This is a genomic window from Neisseria weaveri, from assembly GCF_900638685.1.
In the GTDB taxonomy this organism is placed as follows: domain Bacteria; phylum Pseudomonadota; class Gammaproteobacteria; order Burkholderiales; family Neisseriaceae; genus Neisseria; species Neisseria weaveri.
In genome coordinates this window covers 790,500-813,509 of record NZ_LR134533.1, presented here as the reverse complement: position 1 = coordinate 813,509, position 23,010 = coordinate 790,500, and the positions used below count along the sequence as shown (strand labels likewise).

The following is a 23,010-nucleotide window of genomic DNA, read 5'->3' as shown; positions in this document are numbered from 1 at the left end:
ATGCGTGAACAGCTATTAATTTCTGTATTAAGTGATTTGAACAATACCTCGCCGGATATTACGGCTTCTGCTGTTATTTCAATGGATGGTTTGCCGTTGGCTACCCTATTACCAAGCCATTTAAATGCTGATAGAGTGGGAGCAATGTCTGCCACATTGTTGGCTTTGGGAACGAGAGCCGTGCATGAATTGGCTTGTGGCGAATTAGATCAAGTTATGGTTAAAGGTGAGCATGGTTATGTTTTGTTGAGTCAGGCGGGAAATAAAGCAGTATTGGCATTAATGGCAAAAGAGAGCAGTAAATTGGGATTGATTTTGTTGGATGCCAAGCGTGCCTCCCGGCATATTGCAGATATTTTATAAGTATCGTTGATATTTCAGCGTAAAAAGTATTGACAGAATAATTTATCTTCTTTATAATTCTAAAAATCGATTCCCTGATAGCTCAGTCGGTAGAGCGACGGACTGTTAATCCGCAGGTCCCTGGTTCGAGCCCAGGTCGGGGAGCCAAATTATAAAAGCCAAGTTTCAAGACTTGGCTTTTTGCATTTTAAATTTTATTAAAAAGTGTATTATAAACAATAACAAAACTCGCTAGAAATTTTGTTAAAGAAAGATAGTATAATAATTTAATATTTTTACAATTTAGTATACATACTAATGCGAATTTGATCGGTTTTTATTATTTATGAAGATTTCACCTTTGCGTCGTGCGGTTTATGCAGGTAGTTTTGATCCCCCCACGAATGGACATTTATGGATGATACGCCAAGCTCAAGCAATGTTTGATGAGTTGGTGGTAGCAATTGGTGTGAATCCTGAAAAAAGAAGCACATACTCTGTCGCAGAGCGTAGGGTAATGCTTGAAGCGATTACAGCTGAATTTGAAAATGTGCGTATTACTGTTTTTGAAAACAGATTTTTAGTTCATTACGCTGAAAGTATAGGTGCAGGATATATTGTGCGGGGTATACGCACTGCCGCCGATTATGAATATGAGCGTTCGATGCGTTATATTAATGGCGATTTACAACCTCAAATTTCAACAGTTTTTCTTATGCCCCCAAGAGAATTTGCCGAAGTTTCATCTACTATGGTAAAAGGATTGGTAGGGCCTGACGGTTGGCGTGATATTGTTCACCGTTATTTGCCACCTGCTGTTTATGAAAAGATTTTAAGTGATCACAAGGGAAGCAGTTATTAATTAAAGGTTCGTATTTTCAGACGGCCTTATGATATGAGTTCGGAATGTATTATGAAAAAACCTCTGAATCTTTATTAGGATTCAGAGGTTTTTTATGGGATATAGATTACAGTTCGTTGTAATCAACAATCATATATTTTGCCGAAAGCTTTTTGGTTTCATCCCCTTCGTCACTCATCAGAATAAGTCTGGGTTGGCCATTAATGACAACCGAGTCAACTGCTTCGACATTGGTCATGTGGCGCAGGTTGGGTAACAAAACGGTTTTGGGTTGTGCATTAGATTCTCCACTCCATAACCATAATTGCGAGTATTTGGTTCCGTCTTCATCTTTTACTTCATTGGTAATTACAAACGATTCCAATACAGGATCATAGTTTAGAGAGCGGATACCGCCGCCTTTGATGTCGATGAGTGCAACATCGGCAAAGTTTGGTGTGGCACCTTTAGTAAATACTTCCTTGTAGTTGCTAATGTAGGTAACCAAGGCCCAATTATCCAATTCGGGGTCCCTGAATCCCAGCATTAAAGTATCATTTTTCGGGTTGTATGCTAAACCTTCGATGTTAATGGCGGAGAAATTGATTTTTTGGCCACCGCTTTTTTCTTGAATCAGTTTTTGCAGTTGTTCTGAATTCTCTAAAACATCGGTCAATTTATTAAATGCTGATAATTCACGAACATCATTACCGACGATTTTAAAGCGCAGGAAGTGTTCACGATCCGGACGGCGAAGCCCCTCGCGGTTACGTGCATGTGAAGTGATTGCGTATACATAGCCATCTTTATCGCGGGTTAAGGCTTCCAAATCGCTTAATTTACGTTTCAAGCCACGCATCACTCTGGTGTCGACTGCATCGTCTTCTTGGATATTACCTTCGGCATCAAAACTTAAAATGCTCACGGCGCGTGCAGATTCGTCTTCTGCCACCAGCAACCTTCCGTCAGGAAGCTGCTGTACGGCCGACGGCTCGTAAACGGTATTAAAAGTATGGATGCCTTGTGAACGCAGCTCTGATGCCTGTTGGCTCGCCTGCATAGATGGAACGATATTGGGTAAAGTTTTCACGCTGATGAAGGCAATCAGAGAGGCTAAAAGACCCCAGCGGAAAGCTGCATAAGACATATTCAGATATTTGAATTGTTTATTGGCCATCAAGCCCAGCCAGTAAAGCTCGTCACTCATTTTTTCATACACTTGATTGCGGTCGCTCATGATATCTTGCATCATTTCCCAGTAACGTTCTTTAGGGATTTTCACGCGGTCTTCGTAAATCAAGATGTTAGGGTTTTTCCCGAAGAAGTGGCCTTCCGGACGCATAATTCTAGGTTTGAATTCTTTAAATGATGTTTTACCTTTGACAAAATCGCAAAGCCAGCGCCATGTTTCCCGTAATTTACCGGCACGATCGGGGGAGGCGGACAGTAAGGCAAAGATAATGGAGGCGGCTGCCGTCAGCATGAAAATACCTGCCGGCACGAGAAACTCGGGTGATGAGGCAAAAATAAATGCGCCTGAAATCATCAGAGCGGATACGATAAAGCCGTTTAGGGAAATCATGATATTGGCTTTGGTTGCAGCCAGAGCCAGCAGCTCCATTTCTGTACGGAACGCATTGCGGAACATAGTTTCTACGCCTTTGGTTGTTCCCAAGGGAATGGCTGCCGGTTCGCCGTCGGTCTCGACTTCACTATTGTTTTTTTCTTTATTTTTTTTGCGCAACTGTTTTTTCAGCTTTTTAGCTTTTTCGTTGGGCGTGGCCAGAAACAAATCTTCGATTGGTTTGACCCCGTCGTCTTCCGTCAAAGCAGGGGCATCCGGAATTAAATTTATTTCTTCTGTTGTTATTATTTCTGTATTGATATTTTCAATATTTTCAGAATTTTCGTTATTTGTAATAAACTCCTGATCTTTGTTCATGAGGATGTCTTTCGTATAAATAATTCTCTATATGTATAATACGGAAGATATTGTATATTCTATCTAATATTAGACAAGTGCTGTTTTTGCGTGATTAACGGTTAATTGATTGTTTCGCTTTAATAATGAATTAATATTATTCATTTGAGTTTTAGGTAGATGATTCATTAGTAGGCGTTTAATTGCCTTTTTAGATGTAAAATATAAAGTCGATAAAAAGGCCGTCTGAAAATTTTCAGACGGCCTTTTACAAACTATTGCACTATTTATACAACAATATTCACCAAACGGCCGGGGACGACGATGATTTTCTTCGGCTCTTTGCCTTCCATGAATTTCACGGCGCCTTCGGTGGCGAGTGCGGCGGCTTCGAGGGCGGCTTTGTCGGCATCGGCGGGCACGGTTACTTTGCCGCGCAGTTTGCCGTTTACCTGCACCATGATTTCTATTTCGGATTTCACCAAGGCGACGGCATCGGCTTGCGGCCAAGCGGCTTGCCACAGCGGGGTATCGCTGCTCAACTCGCTCCACAAGGCTTCGCAGATGTGCGGCACAATCGGCCACAGCAAGCGGACAACGGCTTCCAATACTTCTTGCGCTACGGCACGGCCTTGTTCGGACGTGCAATCGGTTTTGTCGTATTGGTTGAGCAATTCCATCACGGCGGCGATGGCGGTGTTGAATTGCAGGCGGCGGCCGTAGTCGTCGCTGACTTTGGCGATGGTGGCGTGTAGTTTGTGGCGCAGGTCTTTCAGCTCTTTGCTTAGGCTGTCGTGGCCGTCTGAAAAGGCGTTGACTGCGCCGTCTCGGTTGATGTATTCAAACACGGTGCGCCACAGGCGGCGCAGGAAGCGGTGTGCGCCTTCTACGCCGGCATCGCTCCATTCGAGCGATTGTTCGGGCGGCGAGGCGAACATCATAAACAGGCGGGCGGTGTCGGCACCGTAGGCTTCGATCAGCTCTTGCGGGTCGACGCCGTTGTTTTTCGATTTCGACATTTTTTCCACGCCGCCGATTACCACCGGCTGGCCGTCGGCTTTTAAGACGGCTGCAACAGGACGGCCTTTGTCGTCAGTTTGCACTTCCACTTCGGCGGGGTTGAACCATTGCTTTTTGCCGCCTTCGGTTTCGCGGTAGTAGGTGGCTTGCAGCACCATGCCTTGCGTGAGCAGGCTGGCGAAGGGTTCTTTCACCGGCACGATGCCTTCTTCGTTCATCAGTTTGGTGAAGAAGCGGGCGTATAAGAGGTGCAAGATGGCGTGTTCGATGCCGCCGATGTATTGGTCGGCCTGCTGCCAGTATCGGGCGGCTTCGGGGGCAACCATGCCGTCTGAAAACTGGGGCGACATGTAACGGAACTGATACCAGCTCGATTCCATAAAGGTATCCATGGTATCGGTTTCGCGTTTGGCGGGGCCGCCGCAATGCGGGCAGGTGGTTTCGTAGAACTCGGGCATTTTGGCCAAAGGCGAACCGCTGCCGTCGGGTACGACATCTTCGGGCAGCACCACGGGCAACTGGTCGACCGGTACGGGTACGTCGCCGCAGCTTTCGCAATGGATAATCGGAATCGGGCAGCCCCAGTAGCGTTGGCGCGAAATGCCCCAGTCGCGCAGGCGGTATTGGGTTTTCGGTGCGCCGGCGTTTAGGGATTGCAGTTTGGCGGAAGTGGCATCAAAGGCCGTCTGAAAGTCCATGCCGTCGAATTCGCCGCTGTTGATCAGGCGGGTGTTTTCTTTGTCGCCGTACCAATCCTGCCATTCGGTCGGGTTGTAGGCAGGTTGTTCCAAAGTGGATTCGACAACTTGTTTAATAGGCAGCCGGTATTTGTTGGCGAACTCGAAATCTCGCTCGTCGTGGCCGGGCACGGCCATTACCGCACCGTCGCCATAGCCCCACAATACATAGTTGGCAATCCACACTTCCAGCTTGTCGCCGTTGAGCGGATTAATCACATAGCGGCCGGTCGGCACGCCTTTTTTTTCCATCGTCGCCATATCGGCCTCGGCCACGCTGCCTGATTTGCATTCGGAGATAAACGCTTGCAGTTCGGGCTTGTCGGGTGCGGCGGCGGTAGCCAGCGGATGTTCGGCGGCCACGGCAACGTAGGTTACGCCCAGCAAGGTGTCGGGGCGGGTAGTGTACACCTGCAAGTATTCGGCATAATCACCTTCCAAGCCTTGTTTGCTGCCGCTGTCCAATGCAAAGCGCACTTGTACGCCGCGCGATTTGCCGATCCAGTTGCGCTGCATGGTTTTCACTTGCTCCGGCCAGTTCAGGCCGTCCAGATCGCTCAAAAGCTGCTCGGCGTAATCGGTGATTTTGAAGTAATACATCGGGATTTCGCGTTTTTCGATCAACGCGCCCGAACGCCAACCGCGACCGTCGATTACTTGCTCGTTGGCCAATACGGTTTGATCGACCGGATCCCAGTTTACCGTGCCGTTTTTGCGGTAAATCACGCCTTTTTCAAACAGTTTGGTAAACAGAAGCTGCTCCCAGCGGTAATATTCGGGGGTGCAGGTAGCCAGTTCGCGTTCCCAGTCAAACGCAAAACCCAAGCTTTTCAGCTGCTTGCGCATGTAGGCAATGTTTTCGTAAGTCCATTTGGCGGGGGCGACTTGGCGGTCGATGGCGGCGTTTTCGGCGGGCATGCCGAAAGCGTCCCAGCCCATCGGTTGCAGCACGTTGAAGCCGTTGAGCAGTTTGTAACGGCTCAATACGTCGCCGATGGTGTAGTTGCGCACATGCCCCATGTGCAGCTTGCCGCTGGGGTAGGGGAACATGGAGAGACAGTAGTATTTGGGTTTGGAAGCGTCTTCGGCCACGTTAAACAAACGGGCTTCATCCCATTTGGCTTGTGCTGCCGGCTCGACGGCAGACGGTTGGTATTGTTCTTGCATGATGTTTTGCTTCTGAGGATTCAAAAAATATTGAAAATTGTTGATTGGCGATTATAGCAGTTTATCGAATGGCTTAGGGTGTGTGCATATGGGTTGAGGCCGTCTGAAAATTTTCAGACGGCCCGTTGGAGAGGGTTAGTCTTGTCCGTTGGTTTCCAGAGCTTTAGGAGTCAGGGCGGCGTGCAGTTTGCTGTGGAAGCCGTGTTTGTCGAATTGGATTTTAAACCACCAGAAGCCGCCTTTTTTCACCGACCACGGTTCACTGTCCCAATGCTGGTTGAGTAGGAACGAACACAGTTCGCCCAGCCACGGTTGGTGGCCGACGATGACGATGGTGCTGTTCTGCTTGGCTTCGGCCAAAACACGCAGTACGGTTTCCGCATCGGTTAGCGGATTGAGTGCCGACATGACCGTATAGTTGTGACTGAGATGTGCGGCGGTTTGTTGGCTGCGTGCGGCTTCGGAAGCCCAGATTTCGGTTTCTTCAGGCAGGCGCGGTTTGAGCCAGCCGGCAATTTCTTCGGCTTGCTGATGGCCTGTTGCGGTCAGGATGCGCGCCAAATCGGTTTCGGCTTGGTCTTCTGCTTGGGCGTGGCGCCAGAGTATCAGGTTCATGATTATCCTTTCGAAATGCGTTTTCAGGCGGTTTCTTTGGTCAGGTTGATCTGTTTGATGAGCTTGGCTGATTTTTCGGGGTCTTCATTGCGCATCAGTTTGGCTACATCGTTTTCCAAGGCGACCGTATTGCTGTGTAAAACCACATCTTTAACGGCCAACAGGTTGTTGGGGTTCATGGAAAAACGGCGCAATCCCATGCCCAGCAAGACTTTGGTATAGGTCGTATCGCCTGCCATCTCGCCGCATACCGATACGGTTTTGTTCATGCGGTTGGCCGTGCGGATGACGTGCTGCAGCAATTTTAAGACGGCCGGGTGTTCCGGTTGGTAAAGGTAGCTGACGCTGTCGTCGCCGCGGTCTACGGAAAGCGTATATTGGATCAGGTCGTTGGTGCCGATGGAGATAAAGTCGACCAGTTTCAGCAGGCTGCCGACAGTGAGTGCGGCGGACGGGATTTCGATCATACAGCCGAGTGAAACTTCGCCGTATTCTACGCCCCGTTCGTCCAATTGGCGTTGGGCGGTTTCGAAGTGGGTCAGGCATTGGCGCAATTCGGGCAGTGAGGTAATCATCGGCCACATCATTTTAACCGGCCCGTGTACGGCGGCACGCAGAATGGCACGCATTTGTGTGCGGAACATCACCGGCTCTGCCAGACACAGGCGGATGCCGGTCATACCCAAAGCCGGGTTCAGGCTGCAGTTCGGCGTGCCGTTTTGCCCGAACCAGCGCGGGTTTTTATCGACGCCGAGATCCACGGTCCGTATGGTCAGGTTTTTATCTTTCAGTTTTTTGACAAACTGGCTGTAGACTTCGTACTGCTCGTCTTCAGACGGCATGGTGTCGCGGTTGAGATAGAGAAACTCGCTGCGGAACAGTCCGACACCGTCTGCACCGATATTGTGTAGCTGTTTGATGTCGTCCAGCGATTCGATATTGGCCAGCAGCTCGATATTGATGCCGTCTTCGGTGGTGGCGGCGGTTTTTTTCAGTTTGTTGAGCGCGCGTTTGCGGTTGCGGAATTCTCTTGCAAGTGCCCGGTATTCGGCTAAGACGATTTCATCGGGATTGATGATGAGTACGCCGTTGATGCCGTCGACAATTACCCACTCGTTTTCGGTAATAAGATTGCGTGCGTGGTGCAGGCCGATAACGGAGGGAATGTCCAAACTGCGGCCTAAAATGGCGGTATGGCTGGTGGGGCCGCCCAAATCGGTAACGAAAGCGGCAATGCGCTGGTCTTTCAGATGGACGGTGTCGGCGGGGGAAATATCGTGCGCAATCAGTACGGTATCGTCGAGCAGGTCGGCTTCGAGATTGAGTTCGTTGCCTTGTCCGATCAGGTTGTTGTGGATACGCTTGACGACTTGCAGCATATCTTGTTTGCGTTCGCGCAGGTAGGCGTCGTCGATTTCGTCGAATTGGGCGGAGAGTTTGTCGGTTTGCTGTTTCAGCGCCCATTCGGCGTTGATGTATTGTTCTTCGATAATGTCGACGGGCTCGCGCGATAGGGTTACGTCGGTCAGCAGCATCAAGTGCAGGGAAATGAATGCGCCCAACTCGGTAGGGGCATTTTCAGGAATGGCACTGCGAAGCTGTTCCAACTCTTTTCGGGTGGCTTTGACGGCGTTTTCATAGCGTGTTACTTCGGCATCGAGGTCTTTTTCGGCAATGTCGTATTGCGGCACTTCGTTGATGCCGCGGGCAATCAGGTGCGCCCGTCCGATGGCTATGCCTTTGCCGGCGGTTACGCCGTGTAACACGATGCTCATGATTATTCGCCTTCGCCAAAGTAGTCGTTGATTAAGTCGGTTAGGGCCTGCATGGTTTCGACTTCGTCCGGACCTTCGGTTTCTAAAATGACGGTGGTGCCTTGTGCGGCGGCCAGCATCATCAGTCCCATAATGCTTTTGCCGTTAACACGGCGGTCGTTGCGCGATACCCAGACTTCGCTTTGGAATTGCGATGCGGTTTGGGTGAATTTGCTGGATGCGCGGGCGTGTAGGCCGAGTTTGTTGATGATCTCTATTTCTTGTTTCTGCATGGCGGTTTCCGTTTTGTTTTTCAGACGGCCTTATGGTTTGGTTTAGGAGCTGCAGGGCAGGCCGTTGGAGTCGGTGATGGCAAAGATGCCTTGAACGGCGGCATTTTTGACGGATTCGGTAAAGGTTTGCAGATTATCCGCATTCGGGGCATGCTGGATGGCTTTGATCAGCATGGGGGCGTTTAAGCCTGTCAGAATGGCGGTTTGGTCGGGGTGTACCAGTTTTCTTGCGGCATTGCACGGGGTGGCGCCGAAGATGTCGGAGAGTATCAATATGCCGTTGCCGCCGGTGAAATTTTGAATCTGTTCGTTGGCACGGCGGATAACGTCTTCATGGTCTTCGTCGGGACGGACGCCGATCATATGGATGCTGCCGGGAATGCCGTCGGGGAAGAAGTGTTGCGCCAGTTTCCGGTAGGCTTCGCCTATGGATTCGTGGGTAATAATCAGTAAACCGATCATGGTGTGTCCTGTGGTTGCCTTCCGGAAAATTATCGTTGTTTGGTGGTCGGCGGGCAAGTTTTTATTTGGATGGAATGGTATTTTTCAGACGGCCTTTGTGTGTGAGGCCGTCTGAAAATTCAGTGGCTTAGCCGGGTTTAATTGATTCGTTGTCATTATTTGGGGTTGTTTAAGGCGTAGATTGCGCCGAGATTGCGCCAGCAGCCTGCGGCATCCATGCCGTAGCCGAATACGTAGCGGTCGGGTACGTCGATGCCGACATAGTCTGCTTTAATCGGTTTGTCTTTGCTGATGAGTTTGTTGGCAAACACGGCTGCGGAGCAGGAGGCTGCGCCCATTTCCAAGAGTTTTTCTTTTATGGCAGCCATAGTGTGGCCTTCGTCGAGAATGTCGTCCAGTACGACAATATGGCGGCCGCGGATTTGTTCGGCATCGGGCATGCGTTTCCAGTTGAAGTTGCCGCCTTGGAGCTTGTCGCCGTAGCGTGAGACGTGGACGTAGTCGAAGTCGAGCGGGAATTTAAGTAGGGGCAGGAGTTGGCCGGTAAAGACGACGGCTCCGCCCATCACCGGCAGCAGCAGGGGGTATTTTCCGCTCAGGTCGCGGGTGATTTCGTCGGCAACGCGCTGCAGGGCTTGCCGGCATTCTTCTTCGCCGAACAGTAGTTCGGCATTTTGGAACATTGCTTGGGTTTGTCGGTATTTTTGTTCGATATCCATATTTTTACCGTCCGATCGGGGGTCAAGGGGAGTAGGTTGTTTTTGTTTTGACGGATTATAGCAGAGTGCTTGTCGGTTGATATGCCGTAGGCCGTCTGAAAAATACGTTTCAGACGGCATTGCTATATAATCCGCCTTTGTTTTTATGAATGAAGATATCGGTCATGCAAGATTGTTATGCCTATTTGGAGGATTTGTCTGCACCTGAAACGCAGGCTTTTACGGAAACGGCACACGCGGAAACGTTGGGTGAGTTGTCGGGTTCGGCTGATTATCATCGTTTAAAAGACGATATCTGCAAGCTGCTTCAGGATGAACGTCAGATTCCGTTTTGTCAGGAACACCGTGCGCGGATGTACCATTTTCATCAAAGCGAAGCCTTTCCGAAGGGCGTATACCGGGTGTGTTCGGCAGCTTCTTATCGGGCCGGTATGCCTGATTGGCAGATTTTGTTTTCCGTTGCCGATTTCGATGAGATTTTGGGTGACGATGTGTATCTGGACGGGGTGTCGCATTATGTGGAACGCCCGTCGCAAGTGTTGCTGACGTTAAGTGTGGCCGGTGGGGATGCGGCTTATACGCTGGAATTTGATTTGGAAAGCGGTTGTATTGTGGAAGGCGGTTTTCATTTTCCAGCCGGCAAAAACCACATTGCCTGGCGTGATGCGGACAGCGTTTGGGTGTGTCCGGCTTGGGACGAACGCCAATTAACCAAATCGGGTTATCCGTGTGAGGTATGGTTGATTGAGCGCGGTCAGAGTTTTGCCGAAGGAACGCCGGTTTATCGGATGGACGCAGACGGTGTGATGGTGCATGCATGGCGGTATTTGGATCCGCAGGGCGCTCCTATCGACTTAATCGAAGCGGCCGACGGTTTCTTCAGTAAAACTTATCTGTTTGTTCAAGGTGCAGAAGCGGTACCGTTGAATTTGCCGAGAGATTGCGAAGTATCGGGCTATTTGGCCGGGCAACTGCTGTTGCATTTGCGTAGCGATTGGCAGCGTGCGAATCAAAGCTATCCTGCGGGCAGTCTGGTGGCGGTTAAGCTCAATAAAGGTATATTGGGGGAGGCACATTTGTTATTTGCGCCAAACGAGCATCAGGCTTTGGAAAGCGTGGAAACAACCAAGCGGTTTATTGTCGCCAACTTGCTGGACAATGTGTCAGGCCGTCTGAAAGCCTGGCGTTTTCACAACGGCATCTGGTGCGAGGAGGCAGTACCCGATTTGCCGGGCGGTGCGCTGGAGCTGACCGACCAGCCGTGGGGCGGCGATGTGGTTTATATTGCCACCAGCAATTTTGTTACGCCACTGACTTTGTTTGCGTTGGATTTGAATGTGATGGAACTGACGGTGTTGCGCCGCCAGCCGAAACAGTTTGATGCCGCTGGTGTCGAAGTCAACCAATATTATGCCGAATCTTCAGACGGCATCCGTATCCCTTACTATTATGTCGGCCGCCAGGCAAATCCGGAAACGCCGGTGATTGTTTATGCTTACGGCGGATTCGGCGTTCCGGAATTGCCGCATTATCTCGGTTCGATGGGCAGGCATTGGTTGGCGGAAGGCGGCGCTTTCGTATTGGCCAATATTCGGGGCGGCGGAGAGTTCGGGCCGTCGTGGCATAAAGCGGCACAGGGAACCGATAAATATAAAAGCGTTGATGACTTATTGGCCGTTGTCGGCGATATCCACCGCCGAGGGATAAGTTCTCCTAAGCATACCGCTTTGCAGGGCGGCAGTAACGGCGGCCTGGTTACCGCTTCGGCTTTTGTCCGCAAGCCTGAAGCTGTCGGCGCGTTAGTATGCGAAGTGCCGCTGATCGATATGCTGCGCTATCCTTATTTATCGGCCGGTGCCAGTTGGATAGAAGAATACGGCGATCCGGAGGATGAAAAATTTCAGACGGCCTTAGCTGCATTGTCGCCTTATCATCATATCGAAGCCGGTAAAAACTATCCGCCCGCTTTAATCACGACTAATTTGAGCGACGACCGCGTCCATCCGGCTCATGCCTTGAAGTTTTATGCCAAATTAAAAGAATATTCGCCGCATTGCAGACTGTACGCCCCATCATCAGGAGGGCATACGGGAAACGGAACCCAAGAACAGACGGCCGCAGAGTTGGCGGCGGTTTTGGTATTTTTGAAGAAAAGCATCGCGTAATTTGATGTTGCAAAAAAAGCGAACGGCATACTGTAAAGATAATTTCGTTAGTTATTTTTGTTGCGATTTTAGCTGGTTTTTAATTTAATTTATTGTTTTTAAATTAAAATTAAAAGCTGCTTGTAGGTTAAAATAAGCCTATGATAATATGCGCGATAAACAAACACGGTTGGATTTTCCTGCAGGCAGGCAAAAAAAGCCGTGTTTTAGATGGAAAACTCTAAATTGATTCGGTACAATGTGCCGGAACACATTTTTCAAACCCGCCGTATACAGGCATATAAGGAATGACCAACATGTCAAATATCGAACAACAAGTTAAGAAAATTGTTGCTGAGCAATTGGGTGTAAATGAAGCTGAAGTGAAAAACGAATCTTCATTCCAAGATGATTTGGGCGCAGACTCTCTGGATACCGTTGAGCTGGTTATGGCTTTGGAAGAAGCTTTCGGTTGCGAAATTCCTGATGAAGAAGCAGAAAAAATCACTACCGTACAATTGGCAATCGACTACGTTCAAGCACACTCTGCTTAATATCGTGGTCTAATACCGAACAGCCTCTGCTGCGGGATTTCCTGCCACAGAGGCTTTTCATTCATAAATACAGAATTCAGACGGCCACGGTCGGTATTGGGCCGAATGCAGCGTTTACGGATTCTATTCAGCGAGATAATTATGAGTCAGAGAAGAGTAGTCATCACCGGTTTGGGTCAAGTATCGCCTGTTGGTAACGATGTTGCCACTGCATGGAGCAATTTGCTGGCAGGTAAAAGCGGTATCGGCAAAATTACCCGTTTTGATGCCTCTGACTTGGCCTGCCAGATTGCAGGCGAAGTAAAAGATTTTGAAATCGGCGACTATATCAGCCCCAAAGAAGCCCGTCGCATGGATGCGTTTATCCACTACGGTATCGCAGCTGCGCTGCAAGCCATCGCCGATTCGGGTTTGGACGATGTGGAAGGTTTGGATAAAGACCGGGTAGGCGTGAATATCGGTTCGGGCATCGGCGGTTTGCCGAGCATTGAGGCGACCGGCAAAGTCGTTTTGGAAAGCGGTGCACGCAAAATCAATCCTTTCTTTATTCCGGGTTCGCTGATTAACCTGATTGCAGGTCATGTAACCATTTTGAAAGGCTATCGCGGCCCAAGTTACGGCATGGTTTCTGCCTGTACCACCGGTGCGCACTCTATCGGCGATTCGGCCCGCATGATCAAATACGGTGATGCCGATGTAATGGTTGCCGGCGGTGCGGAAGGTGCGGTATGTACTTTGGGTATGGGCGGTTTTGCCGCAATGAAAGCCCTGTCAACGCGCAACGACGATCCGCTGACCGCATCTCGTCCGTGGGACAAAGGCCGCGACGGTTTTGTGATGGGTGAGGGCGCCGGTGTGCTGGTGTTGGAAGAATTGGAACACGCTAAAAAACGCGGTGCAAAAATTTATGCAGAGTTGGTGGGTTTCGGTATGAGTTCCGATGCCTTCCATATTACCGCGCCGAATGTCGAAGGCCCTGCTTTGGCTGTAAACCGTGCGTTGAAAGATGCGGGTTTGGATCCGACCAGTGTCGACTATGTGAATGCACACGGCACGTCTACGCCTTTGGGTGATGCAAACGAAACCAACGCCATTAAGTTGGCATTGGGTGATCATGCGAAGAAAGTCGTGGTGAATTCTACCAAATCTATGACCGGCCACTTATTGGGTGCGGCCGGCGGTGTGGAAGCCGTGTATAGTGTTTTAGCCGTTCACGATCAAAAATCTCCGCCAACCATCAATATTTTCGAGCAGGATATCGAGTCAGGTTGCGATTTGGATTATTGTGCCAACGAAGCGCGCGACGTGAAGATTGATGTTGCGATTTCCAACTCGTTCGGTTTTGGCGGTACCAACGGTACTTTGGTGTTCAAACGCTTTACCGGATAAAAGCGAAACCGTATTCAGCATATATCGAAGGCCGTCTGAAATTTCAGACGGCCTTTTTTATGGCTTGCAAGCCATGGGGTATTTTGTATTTATGAATTAACACCTGCCAAAGCAATATATTTCATTTCCAAATATTCATCTAAGCCGTGGCGCGAGCCTTCACGGCCGAAACCGGATTGTTTGATGCCTCCGAACGGTGCAGCGGCATTGGAAATCAAACCGGTGTTAACACCGACCATGCCGTATTCCAATGCTTCGCTGACGCGGGTGATGCGTCCGATATCTCGGCTGTAAAAATAGGCGGCGAGCCCGTATTCGGTATCGTTTGCCAATTTTACTGCTTCCGCCTCATCGGTAAAACGGAATACGGGCGCAAGCGGGCCGAAGATTTCTTCATGTGCCACAGCCATTGTTTGCGTTGCACCGGAAATTACGGTCGGTTGGAAAAAGAGGCCGTCTGAAAAACCGCCGCATGTAATATCAGCCCCTTGTCCGACAGCATTGTCGAGAAGCTGCCGTATTTTTTCTATCGATTGACGGTCGATAACCGGGCCGATGGTTACGCCTTCATCCCAGCCGTTGCCGACTTTTAACTGTTGTACGGCACGGGTCAGTTTTTCTATAAATGCTTCGTAAACATCTGCCTGCACATAAAAACGGTTGGTACAGACGCAGGTTTGGCCGGCATTGCGGAATTTGCTGGCAACGGCGCCCGCAACGGCTGCATCCAAGTCCGCGTCGTCAAATACGATAAAAGGCGCGTTACCACCTAGTTCTAAAGAAACCCTTTTTACTGTTGCCGAGCATTGAGCCATCAATTTTTTACCGGTTTCGGTTGAGCCGGTAAAGCTGAATTTACGTATGCGCTGATCACCGGTTAATACTGAACCGATTTCGGCGGCATTACCGGTAATCACATTGAATACGCCGGGCGGAACGCCCGCACGGTCGGCCAATTCGGCGAGTGCAAGCGCGGAAAGCGGTGTTTTGGAAGCCGGCCGGAGAATGAAAGTACAGCCTGCTGCCAATGCCGGCGCTACTTTCCGGGTAATCATGGCATTGGGAAAATTCCACGGGGTGATGGCGGCGCAAACGCCAACCGGTTGGCGCAGTACGGTTAGGCGTTGGTCGCTGTTGGATGAGGGCAGGGTTTCGCCGTAAATCCGTTTCGCTTCTTCGGCAAACCACTCGATATAAGATGCGCCGTAGGCAATTTCGCCGCGCGCTTCGGCTAACGGTTTGCCTTGTTCGTAAGTCAGAATGTGTGCCAGATCTTCTTGGTGCTGCATCACCAGCTCAAACCACCGCTTCAGTAAACGGCTGCGTTCGGAAGCCGGAAGCGCTGACCAAGCAGGAAGCGCGGTTTGGGCAGACGTAACTGCCGCTTTAGTTTCTGCTTTGCCCATATCGGGAACATCGGCAAGCAGGTTGCCGTTGGCAGGATTGATAACGGGGATACGTTTTCCGTTATCCTCGTTATGCCATGTGCCGTTGATATAGCACAGATTTTTCAGTAGGTTGGAATCGTTAAGCCGCATAATTTGCTTTCTGTTGGAATAGTATGTTTCGCTTCAACTTACGCCCTTGCCGATTAGCTGTCAATCTGCGCATATTGAAATTTCAGACGGCCTAAATTTCAGACGGCCTAAATTTCAGACGGCCTAAATTTCAGACGGCCTAAATTTCAGACGGCCTAAATTTCAGACGGCCTAAATTTCAGACGGCCTAAATTTCAGACGGCCTAAATTTCAGACGGCCTAAATTTCAGACGGCCTAAATTTCAGACGGCCTAATTTCCAGACGGCCTAAATGTTCAGGCAGCTGGTAGAGTGCTTGCAGTATCGGATGTCAATAAAAAAACAGCCGTCTCTTTAAATGATGGAGAAACGGCTGTCTGTATTGGATTGCGGCAAATTAACCGTATCTACGTTGGAATTCTTTCATGAAATCGATTAATGCTTCTACGCCTTGCAGAGTCATGGCGTTGTAGATGCTGGCACGCATGCCACCCATGGATTTGTAGCCGCGCAGCAGTTGCAGTCCGCGTGTGGTGGATTCTTGGGCAAACAGCTCGTCCAGTTCCGCATTGCCGGTTGTGAAAATCACGTTCATTTTGGAACGCGCGCCGGGATGGACATTGTTGATATAGAAGCCGCCGCTGCCGTCGATGGCGTTGTACAGCGTTTTGGCTTTCAGGGTGTTGATGGTTTCCATTTGCGCTACACCGCCTTGGGATTGCAGCCAGCGGAATACCAAGCCGGAAATGTAAATCGGATAAGTGGCCGGCGTATTGTACATACCTTGTTTTTCAATATGCGATTTGTAGTTCCATACGTCGGGGATACGGTCGGAACAGCGGTCGAGCAGATCTTCGCGGATGATGACGATTGTTGCACCGGAAGGGCCGATGTTCTTTTGTGCACCGGCATAGATAACGCCGAAGTCTTCAACATTGATTTTGCGCGACAGCAATTCGGAAGACATATCGCAAATCAGTGGCGGCATGCCGTCTTCCAATTTCGGTACTTCGCGGTATTGCAGGCCGTGTACGGTCTCATTGATGACGAAGTGGACAAAGGCAGAGTCTTTGCTGATGTCCCAAGACGATACGGGAGGCAGATTTTGGTAGTTGTACATTTCGCCGCCGTGCGCCGCCAAATGGATTTCGGCATCCGAAAGTTTACCCATTTGCGAGTGGGCAATGCGCGACCAGTTGCCAGTAACCACCGAATCGACACGTTTGAAACCGTTGGCAAAGTTCATGACTACTTGGTTGAATTGTGCGCTGGCACCGCCTTGCAGAAACAAAACTTTGTAATTGTCGGGAATATTCATTAATTGACGAAGATCTTGTTCGGCATGGTAAAGAATGCTCATAAACACTTCCGAGCGGTGGCTCATCGTCATTACGGAGAAGCCCGTACCGTTATAGTCAAACATTTCGCTTTGTGCAGTACGTAAAACAGATTCCGGCAAAATAGCAGGCCCGGCTGAAAAATTGTAAATCGGTGTCGGCAGCATGGTTGCTTGTCCTTTATAGATTATCGGTTATGCCAAACCATATTGAGAATGATCAGCAGCTTTAATATATAAATGTTAGCGTTTGATTCTAGACTTCGGCAGCGTTTTCTGCAACCCGGCTTATGCTGATTCCGTATCTAATCCCGCTAATTTGTCTTAGTGATTAATAATAAAAATTTGGATTTTTAAATTATAAATAAGTGTTATTCACTATTTATTGTAATTTTGCAGTGAATAACACTTAATTTTCTTCTTTAAAAATGTATGGGCGTATTTCGGCAACTAGCGTGGGGTTAGATCGGATAGGTGGAAATGTTTTAGAAAGCAGGCTGGCGGAAAGGGCGTTTGAAGAAGCTGATTCCGGGAAACCGGATTTCAGACGGCCTTGAGAAAAAAGAATATATCGATTTCGTACTTTTCTTTTACAGATAAACAGGTTATAATAAATAAATTTTTCAATTTCAGGAAAAATGGCCATCGGGCCATTTTTTTATTTTTCAGTGGAGCAAAATGGATATTCAAACCATCTTGGATAAAACCCTGCCCGGCTTGGGTTACGAATTAGTGGATTTCGAGTTGACCGCTCAAGGCGATCTGCGTGTGTTTATCGATAAAGAAGGCGGCATTACGGTTGAAGACTGTGCAACAGTCAGCAACCATCTCAGCCGCTTGTTTATGGTGGAAGACGTAGATTATAAACGCTTGGAAATCTCCAGCCCGGGATTGGATCGTCCGTTGAAAAAAGCTTCAGATTTTGTTCGTTTTAGCGGACAGCAGGCCAAAATCAAAACGCGCTTGCCGATAGACGGCCAAAAAAACTTTATCGGCACTATCGAAAATTGTGAAAACGACATTGTGCGCGTTGCTTTTGACGGTAAAACCGTCGATATCGAGTTGGGCAATATCGATAAAGCCCGCCTGCGCCCCGAATTTAAATTTTAAAAATACTATTAATGAGATTAATGGAGAATTTTAACCATGAGTCGTGAAATGCTGCTGTTGGCAGAAGCACTGGCCAGCGAAAAAAACGTTAATACAGAAGTGGTTTTCGAAGCGCTTGAGTTTGCGTTGAGTACTGCTGCAAAGAAAAAAGCAGATAGAGAACATATGGATGTGCGCGTCGAAATCGACCGCAACACCGGGGAATACCGTACTTTCCGCCGTTGGCTGATTGTGGCCGACGAAGACTACACTTATCCGGATGTGGAAAAAACCATTGAAGAGATTCAAGAGGAAATTCCGGGTACAACGATCCAAATCGGCGAATATTACGAAGAGCAGCTTGAGAACGAGGGCTTCGGCCGTCAGGCTGCGCAAACTGCGAAACAAATCATTCTGCAGCGTATCCGTGATGCGGAGCGCGAACAGATTCTGGGTGAATTTTTGGTCCGCAAAGACGACATCATTATGGGTACCGTTAAACGCGTCGAGCGTCACGGTGTGATTTTGGAAATCAACCGCTTGGACGCATTGTTACCGCGCGATCAAATGATTCCTCGTGAGAATTTCCGTAACGGCGACCGTGTTCGCGTTGCGTTTTTACGTGTGGATGAAATCGGTAATTCCGGCCGTAAACAGGTTGTGGTAAGTCGTACTTCAAACGATTTCCTGGTGAAACTGTTTGCGATGGAAGTGCCGGAAATCGAAGACGGCTTGCTGGAAATTAAAGAAGTGGCCAGAGACCCGGGCCAACGTGCCAAAATCGCAGTTAAAGCAAACGACCAGCGTATCGATCCGCAAGGAACGTGTATCGGTGTACGCGGTTCGCGTGTCAATGCGGTAACCAATGAGTTGGCCGGCGAGCGTATCGATGTGGTTTTATGGTCTCCGGAAACAGCGCAGTTTGTGATTAACGCATTGTCTCCTGCCGAAGTGACCCGTATTTTGATCGATGAAGATAAACATTCGGTGGATGTGATAGTTGCTGAAGACCAACTGGCTTTGGCAATTGGCAGAGGCGGTCAAAATGTGCGTTTGGCTGCGGATTTGACCGGTTGGCAGTTGAATATCATGACGGTTGCCGAAGCGGAAGAGCGCCATGCGGCTGAAGATGAAGCAATCCGCAATCTGTTTATCGAAAATCTGAATGTGGATACGGAAACTGCCAATATTCTGGTTCAGGAAGGTTTTGCAACATTGGAAGAAGTGGCTTACGTGCCTGCCGAAGAATTGCTGGAAATCGACGGTTTTGACGAACAGGTTGTTGAAATGTTGAGAAACCGTGCACGTGATGCATTGCTGACTCAGGCGATTGCTTCCGAAGAAAAATTAGAAGATGTAGCAGACGATATGCGCGAATTGGAAGGCATCGATCAGGATATGTTGCGCAATTTGGCACAAGCCGGTGTGACGACCCGTGACGATTTGGCTGAGCTGTCTGTAGATGAATTAATCGAAATTACCGGTGTACATGAGGAAGATGCTAAAAAAGTGATTTTGGCGGCCCGTGAACATTGGTTCAATGAAGAAAGTACGGAGGGTAATGCATGAGCAACACAACCGTAGAACAATTTGCGGCCGAGCTGAAAAAGCCGGTTGCCGATTTGCTGAAACAATTAAAAAGTGCCGGTGTGGAAAAAAACAGCGGCAGCGATGTGATTACTTCCGATGACAAACAGTTGTTGTTGGCTTATTTGCAGAAATCCCACGGTAGTGACAGCGGTACGATCAGTATCAGCCGTAAAAAAGCCGAAGTCAGCACGGTAGGCGGTGTTCAGGTAGAAACCCGTCGTCGCGGCCGTTCCGTAACCATTCCGTCGGCAGAAGAATTGGCTGCACAAGCCAAAGCCAAATTAGAAGCCGAACAGGCGCAAGCCCGCAAAGCTGCGGAGGAAGCCGAAGCAAAAGCGCGTGCCGAGCGTGAAGCCGAGGAAGCGGCGGCCAAAGCTAAAGCCGAAGCGGAAGCGGTGCGCAAAGCCGAAGAAGCGTCCAAGGCTGTTGAAAAAACCGAAAAGCCGCAGGCTGAGAAGTCTGGCGAAGAAAGGCCGTCTGAAAAATCAGACAAAGCTGAGAAAGCGGCCAAGCCTGCTAAAGCGAAACACAACAAGCCGCAAGCGAAAAATGAAAACGCTGCACCTCAGCCTGTTGTCAGCGAAGCAGAGCAGGCGCAACGTGATGAAGAAGCCCGCAGGGCTGCCGCTTTGCGCGCCCATCAGGAAGCTTTGCTGAAAGAAAAACAGGAGCGTCAGGCACGTCGCGATGCGATGAAGCAGCAGGCGCAACAGGAAGCCAAGACGGCCAAAGAAGCGAAGCAGCTTGAACAGCGTTCGGCCAAGCCTACTGCCAAACCCGCACCTGTAGTGAGTGAAAGCGCAAAAGCGGCTCCGGCCAATCCGGCACGTAATAAAAAAGAAGACCGCCACAACCGTGACGAAGAAATGCGTCCGCGCAATGCGAAAAACGGTAAGAACCGCGACCGAAACGCAGGCCGTGACGAAGAGCGTACACGTGGCGGCAAAAAAGGCAAAAAACAGTTGAAGCTGGAGCCGAACCAACATGCGTTCCAAACACCGACCGAGCCGGTAGTGCATGAAGTATTGGTGCCGGAAACCATTACCGTAGCCGATTTGGCACACAAAATGGCAGTAAAAGGCGTAGAAGTGGTTAAGGCCTTGATGAAAATGGGCATGATGGTAACCATCAACCAATCTATCGACCAAGATACGGCTCTGATTGTGGTAGAAGAACTGGGCCACATCGGTAAACCTGCCGCCGCAGATGATCCTGAAGCATTCTTGGATGACGGTGCCGAATTGGCTGAGGTGGCAGAAGTAAGCCGTCCGCCGGTTGTCACGGTAATGGGTCACGTTGACCACGGTAAAACTTCATTGCTGGACTTCATCCGCCGCTCTAAAGTGGTACAAGGCGAGGCCGGCGGTATTACCCAGCATATCGGTGCATATCATGTCGAAACGCCGCGCGGCGTGGTAACTTTCTTGGATACACCGGGTCACGAAGCGTTTACCGCCATGCGTGCACGCGGTGCGAAAGCGACCGATATTGTGATTTTGGTGGTGGCTGCCGATGACGGCGTAATGCCGCAAACCATTGAAGCGATTGCCCATGCCAAAGCGGCAGGTGTGCCGATTGTGGTGGCAGTCAACAAAATTGATAAAGAGTCAGCCAATCCGGAACGTATCCGCCAGGAATTGACCGCACACGAAGTGGTGCCGGACGAATGGGGCGGTGATGTTCAGTTTGTCAACGTATCGGCCAAACAAGGCTTGAATATCGATGCTTTGCTGGAGGCTGTATTGTTGGAAGCGGAAGTATTGGAGCTGAAAGCACCGGTAGAAGCGCCTGCAAAAGGCATTATCGTAGAAGCGCGCTTGGACAAAGGACGCGGTGCGGTAGCGACATTACTGGTTCAAAGCGGTACTTTACGCAAGGGCGATATGCTGTTGGCGGGTACGGCTTTCGGTAAAGTGCGTGCCATGACCGATGAAAACGGCAATGCCATTGAAGAAGCCGGCCCTTCTATTCCGGTTGAGATTCTCGGCTTGTCGGACGTACCGAATGCCGGTGAAGATGCGATTGTATTGACCGACGAGAAGAAAGCCCGCGAGATTGCCCTGTTCCGTCAAGGTAAATACCGCGATGTACGTTTGGCCAAACAGCAGGCCGCCAAGTTGGAAAATATGTTCAACAACATGGGCGAAAACCAGGCTCAATCTTTGTCTGTGATTATCAAAGCCGATGTTCAGGGTTCGTATGAAGCGTTGGCCGGCAGCTTGAAAAAACTGTCTACAGATGAAGTTAAAGTCAACGTATTGCACAGCGGTGTGGGCGGTATTACTGAAAGCGATGTGAACTTGGCCATTGCTTCCGGGGCGTTCATTATCGGCTTTAACGTCCGTGCCGATGCTTCTGCGCGTAAGTTGGCAGAAGGCGAGGACATCGAAATCCGTTACTACAACATCATCTACGATGCCATCGATGATGTGAAAGCGGCGATGAGCGGTATGTTGGCGCCGGAAGAGAAAGAACAGGTTATCGGTTCAGTGGAAATCCGTCAGGTAATTACCGTATCGAAAGTGGGCAATATTGCCGGCTGTATGGTTACCGACGGTATCGTGAAGCGCGATTCGCATGTACGCTTGATCCGCAACAACGTAGTTATCCACACCGGCGAACTGGCTTCTCTGAAACGCTTCAAAGACGACGTTAAAGAAGTCCGTATGGGCTACGAGTGCGGCTTGATGTTGAAAAACTATAACGACATTATCGAAGGCGACCAATTGGAAGTATTTGAAATCGTCGAAGTGGCACGTTCTCTGTAAGCAGGCGGATATTATCGGCTTTAAAATCCGAACAAACTGCACTTTTTCATCAGGCTTTGTCTGTTTGGAAAAGTGCGGTTTTATTTCAGCCGTCTCGGCGGTTGGGGAAATGCTATATAATACAGAGCCCGAATCAGAGGCCGTCTGAAAAATACGGTAAAGCTCAAGCAGCCATGTATATTGCCGCAGTTGGCTTAAAAGAATCATCTTTGTGCTGGTGGCGGACAAAGAAAAGCGTGGCTGACTGCGCAGGCAAACACGGCAAATCAGCCGTTGCGCGTTCGGGCGGCAGCGGTCAAGGCCGCTTTGGCAGGGCTTTCGGCAAAATTGCAGAATATAAGGAAAAAACATGAGAAAGAATACCCGAGGTTATGCACGGGTCGACCGGGTTAAAGAGCAGGTAATGCGCGAGTTGGCAGAACTTGTCCGCAAGGGTTTGAAAGATCCCCGTGCCGGTTTTATCACGATTAACGATGTGGAGGTAACCCGCGATTACAGCCATGCTACCGTTTACTATACGGTGCTGGACGATGCGACGCGCGAGGTAACCGCAGAGGCTTTGGAGCATGCCAAAGGCTTTTTGCGCAGTGAATTGTCGAAGCGGATTAAATTGTTCCGTACGCCCGAACTGCATTTTATTTATGATGAATCATTGGAGCGCGGTATGAGTATTTCGCACCTGATTGATCAGGTTGCAGCCGAAAAACCGGTTGAAGATTGATACCGATGTTTGCTTGATGTATATAGAGGCC

19 protein-coding genes and 1 tRNA gene are annotated in these 23,010 nt (G+C 49.5%); 10 read left to right on the top strand and 10 right to left on the bottom strand.

Translation table 11 applies throughout. The annotated features are described in order from the left end of the window. From EL309_RS04020 to coaD, 3 genes are all read left to right on the top strand, one after another. Positions 1 to 363 (top strand): roadblock/LC7 domain-containing protein, encoded by a 363-nt coding sequence (locus EL309_RS04020; RefSeq protein WP_004282616.1) that lies wholly within the window; start codon positions 1 to 3, stop codon positions 361 to 363. A gap of 71 nt (positions 364 to 434) precedes the next feature. Continuing rightward, positions 435 to 510: transfer RNA gene (locus tag EL309_RS04015), tRNA-Asn, on the top strand. A 178-nt stretch (positions 511 to 688) separates the two neighbouring features. After that, complete coding sequence (gene coaD / locus EL309_RS04010; RefSeq protein WP_081463175.1) at positions 689 to 1,204, top strand: pantetheine-phosphate adenylyltransferase; 516 nt, start codon at positions 689 to 691, stop codon at positions 1,202 to 1,204. A 106-nt stretch (positions 1,205 to 1,310) separates the two neighbouring features. On the opposite strand, the gene EL309_RS04005 is transcribed toward coaD, so the two are convergent. The 7 genes from EL309_RS04005 to EL309_RS03975 form a co-directional block, all read right to left on the bottom strand. Continuing rightward, entirely contained in the window at positions 1,311 to 3,125 is a 1,815-nt protein-coding gene (locus EL309_RS04005) for a DUF3616 domain-containing protein (RefSeq protein ID WP_004282618.1), read from the bottom strand. 266 nt (positions 3,126 to 3,391) lie between these two features. After that, positions 3,392 to 6,028, bottom strand: a complete 2,637-nt coding sequence (gene leuS, locus EL309_RS04000) for a leucine--tRNA ligase (protein ID WP_004282619.1) — start codon at positions 6,026 to 6,028, stop codon at positions 3,392 to 3,394. A 135-nt stretch (positions 6,029 to 6,163) separates the two neighbouring features. Then, positions 6,164 to 6,643: a SixA phosphatase family protein gene (locus EL309_RS03995; RefSeq protein ID WP_004282620.1), complete on the bottom strand. Its 480-nt coding sequence runs from the start codon at positions 6,641 to 6,643 to the stop codon at positions 6,164 to 6,166. Positions 6,644 to 6,666: 23 nt separating this feature from the next. Beyond that, complete coding sequence (ptsP, locus tag EL309_RS03990) at positions 6,667 to 8,418, bottom strand: phosphoenolpyruvate--protein phosphotransferase (RefSeq protein ID WP_004282621.1); 1,752 nt, start codon at positions 8,416 to 8,418, stop codon at positions 6,667 to 6,669. A gap of 2 nt (positions 8,419 to 8,420) precedes the next feature. Next, positions 8,421 to 8,690 (bottom strand): HPr family phosphocarrier protein, encoded by a 270-nt coding sequence (locus EL309_RS03985; protein ID WP_004282622.1) that lies wholly within the window; start codon positions 8,688 to 8,690, stop codon positions 8,421 to 8,423. Positions 8,691 to 8,732: 42 nt separating this feature from the next. After that, positions 8,733 to 9,152: a PTS sugar transporter subunit IIA gene (locus tag EL309_RS03980; protein ID WP_004282623.1), complete on the bottom strand. Its 420-nt coding sequence runs from the start codon at positions 9,150 to 9,152 to the stop codon at positions 8,733 to 8,735. A 155-nt stretch (positions 9,153 to 9,307) separates the two neighbouring features. After that, positions 9,308 to 9,871: a hypoxanthine-guanine phosphoribosyltransferase gene (locus tag EL309_RS03975; protein WP_004282625.1), complete on the bottom strand. Its 564-nt coding sequence runs from the start codon at positions 9,869 to 9,871 to the stop codon at positions 9,308 to 9,310. 155 nt (positions 9,872 to 10,026) lie between these two features. Between EL309_RS03975 and EL309_RS03970 the strand changes: the two genes are divergently transcribed. The 3 genes from EL309_RS03970 to fabF all read left to right on the top strand — a co-directional run bounded on the left by EL309_RS03970 (position 10,027) and on the right by fabF (position 13,958). Next, positions 10,027 to 12,036 (top strand): prolyl oligopeptidase family serine peptidase, encoded by a 2,010-nt coding sequence (locus EL309_RS03970; RefSeq protein WP_372512968.1) that lies wholly within the window; start codon positions 10,027 to 10,029, stop codon positions 12,034 to 12,036. Positions 12,037 to 12,332: 296 nt separating this feature from the next. Next, positions 12,333 to 12,569 (top strand): acyl carrier protein, encoded by a 237-nt coding sequence (acpP, locus tag EL309_RS03965; RefSeq protein ID WP_036494451.1) that lies wholly within the window; start codon positions 12,333 to 12,335, stop codon positions 12,567 to 12,569. A gap of 141 nt (positions 12,570 to 12,710) precedes the next feature. Beyond that, the gene (fabF, locus tag EL309_RS03960; protein WP_036494440.1) at positions 12,711 to 13,958 is read left to right on the top strand and encodes a beta-ketoacyl-ACP synthase II; all 1,248 of its coding nucleotides are present in this window, start codon (positions 12,711 to 12,713) and stop codon (positions 13,956 to 13,958) included. Between the two features lie 89 nt (positions 13,959 to 14,047). Here fabF and EL309_RS03955 read toward each other — a convergent pair whose 3' ends face one another. The 3 genes from EL309_RS03955 to EL309_RS03945 all read right to left on the bottom strand — a co-directional run bounded on the left by EL309_RS03955 (position 14,048) and on the right by EL309_RS03945 (position 17,457). After that, positions 14,048 to 15,496: an NAD-dependent succinate-semialdehyde dehydrogenase gene (locus EL309_RS03955; protein ID WP_004282629.1), complete on the bottom strand. Its 1,449-nt coding sequence runs from the start codon at positions 15,494 to 15,496 to the stop codon at positions 14,048 to 14,050. Between the two features lie 376 nt (positions 15,497 to 15,872). After that, positions 15,873 to 16,979, bottom strand: a complete 1,107-nt coding sequence (gene serC, locus EL309_RS03950; RefSeq protein WP_004282630.1) for a phosphoserine transaminase — start codon at positions 16,977 to 16,979, stop codon at positions 15,873 to 15,875. Between the two features lie 241 nt (positions 16,980 to 17,220). Beyond that, positions 17,221 to 17,457, bottom strand: coding sequence for a hypothetical protein (locus tag EL309_RS03945; protein ID WP_004282631.1), 237 nt, complete (start codon positions 17,455 to 17,457; stop codon positions 17,221 to 17,223). A 32-nt stretch (positions 17,458 to 17,489) separates the two neighbouring features. On the opposite strand from EL309_RS03945, the gene rimP reads away from it, so the two are divergent. The 4 genes from rimP to rbfA all read left to right on the top strand — a co-directional run bounded on the left by rimP (position 17,490) and on the right by rbfA (position 22,979). Further along, positions 17,490 to 17,921, top strand: coding sequence for a ribosome maturation factor RimP (gene rimP / locus EL309_RS03940; RefSeq protein WP_004282632.1), 432 nt, complete (start codon positions 17,490 to 17,492; stop codon positions 17,919 to 17,921). Positions 17,922 to 17,957: 36 nt separating this feature from the next. Beyond that, complete coding sequence (gene nusA, locus EL309_RS03935) at positions 17,958 to 19,469, top strand: transcription termination factor NusA (RefSeq protein ID WP_004282633.1); 1,512 nt, start codon at positions 17,958 to 17,960, stop codon at positions 19,467 to 19,469. Then, positions 19,466 to 22,258 carry a translation initiation factor IF-2 gene (infB, locus tag EL309_RS03930; protein ID WP_004282634.1) on the top strand — a complete coding sequence of 931 codons (2,793 nt, stop codon included), beginning with the start codon at positions 19,466 to 19,468 and terminating at the stop codon, positions 22,256 to 22,258. Before nusA ends, infB begins: the two co-directional genes overlap by 4 nt. A gap of 349 nt (positions 22,259 to 22,607) precedes the next feature. Further along, complete coding sequence (rbfA, locus tag EL309_RS03920; protein WP_040669447.1) at positions 22,608 to 22,979, top strand: 30S ribosome-binding factor RbfA; 372 nt, start codon at positions 22,608 to 22,610, stop codon at positions 22,977 to 22,979. The last annotated feature ends 31 nt before the right edge of the window (positions 22,980 to 23,010 follow it).

Coding starts and splice junctions, on each gene's coding strand:
- EL309_RS04020 (WP_004282616.1), top strand. CDS start 1: ATGCGTGAACAGCTATTAATTTCTGTATTAAGTGATTTGAACAATACC.
- coaD (WP_081463175.1), top strand. CDS start 689: ATGAAGATTTCACCTTTGCGTCGTGCGGTTTATGCAGGTAGTTTTGAT.
- EL309_RS04005 (WP_004282618.1), bottom strand. CDS start 3,125: ATGAACAAAGATCAGGAGTTTATTACAAATAACGAAAATTCTGAAAAT.
- leuS (WP_004282619.1), bottom strand. CDS start 6,028: ATGCAAGAACAATACCAACCGTCTGCCGTCGAGCCGGCAGCACAAGCC.
- EL309_RS03995 (WP_004282620.1), bottom strand. CDS start 6,643: ATGAACCTGATACTCTGGCGCCACGCCCAAGCAGAAGACCAAGCCGAA.
- ptsP (WP_004282621.1), bottom strand. CDS start 8,418: ATGAGCATCGTGTTACACGGCGTAACCGCCGGCAAAGGCATAGCCATC.
- EL309_RS03985 (WP_004282622.1), bottom strand. CDS start 8,690: ATGCAGAAACAAGAAATAGAGATCATCAACAAACTCGGCCTACACGCC.
- EL309_RS03980 (WP_004282623.1), bottom strand. CDS start 9,152: ATGATCGGTTTACTGATTATTACCCACGAATCCATAGGCGAAGCCTAC.
- EL309_RS03975 (WP_004282625.1), bottom strand. CDS start 9,871: ATGGATATCGAACAAAAATACCGACAAACCCAAGCAATGTTCCAAAAT.
- acpP (WP_036494451.1), top strand. CDS start 12,333: ATGTCAAATATCGAACAACAAGTTAAGAAAATTGTTGCTGAGCAATTG.
- fabF (WP_036494440.1), top strand. CDS start 12,711: ATGAGTCAGAGAAGAGTAGTCATCACCGGTTTGGGTCAAGTATCGCCT.
- EL309_RS03955 (WP_004282629.1), bottom strand. CDS start 15,496: ATGCGGCTTAACGATTCCAACCTACTGAAAAATCTGTGCTATATCAAC.
- serC (WP_004282630.1), bottom strand. CDS start 16,979: ATGCTGCCGACACCGATTTACAATTTTTCAGCCGGGCCTGCTATTTTG.
- EL309_RS03945 (WP_004282631.1), bottom strand. CDS start 17,457: ATGGCCATTTTTCCTGAAATTGAAAAATTTATTTATTATAACCTGTTT.
- rimP (WP_004282632.1), top strand. CDS start 17,490: ATGGATATTCAAACCATCTTGGATAAAACCCTGCCCGGCTTGGGTTAC.
- nusA (WP_004282633.1), top strand. CDS start 17,958: ATGAGTCGTGAAATGCTGCTGTTGGCAGAAGCACTGGCCAGCGAAAAA.
- infB (WP_004282634.1), top strand. CDS start 19,466: ATGAGCAACACAACCGTAGAACAATTTGCGGCCGAGCTGAAAAAGCCG.
- rbfA (WP_040669447.1), top strand. CDS start 22,608: ATGAGAAAGAATACCCGAGGTTATGCACGGGTCGACCGGGTTAAAGAG.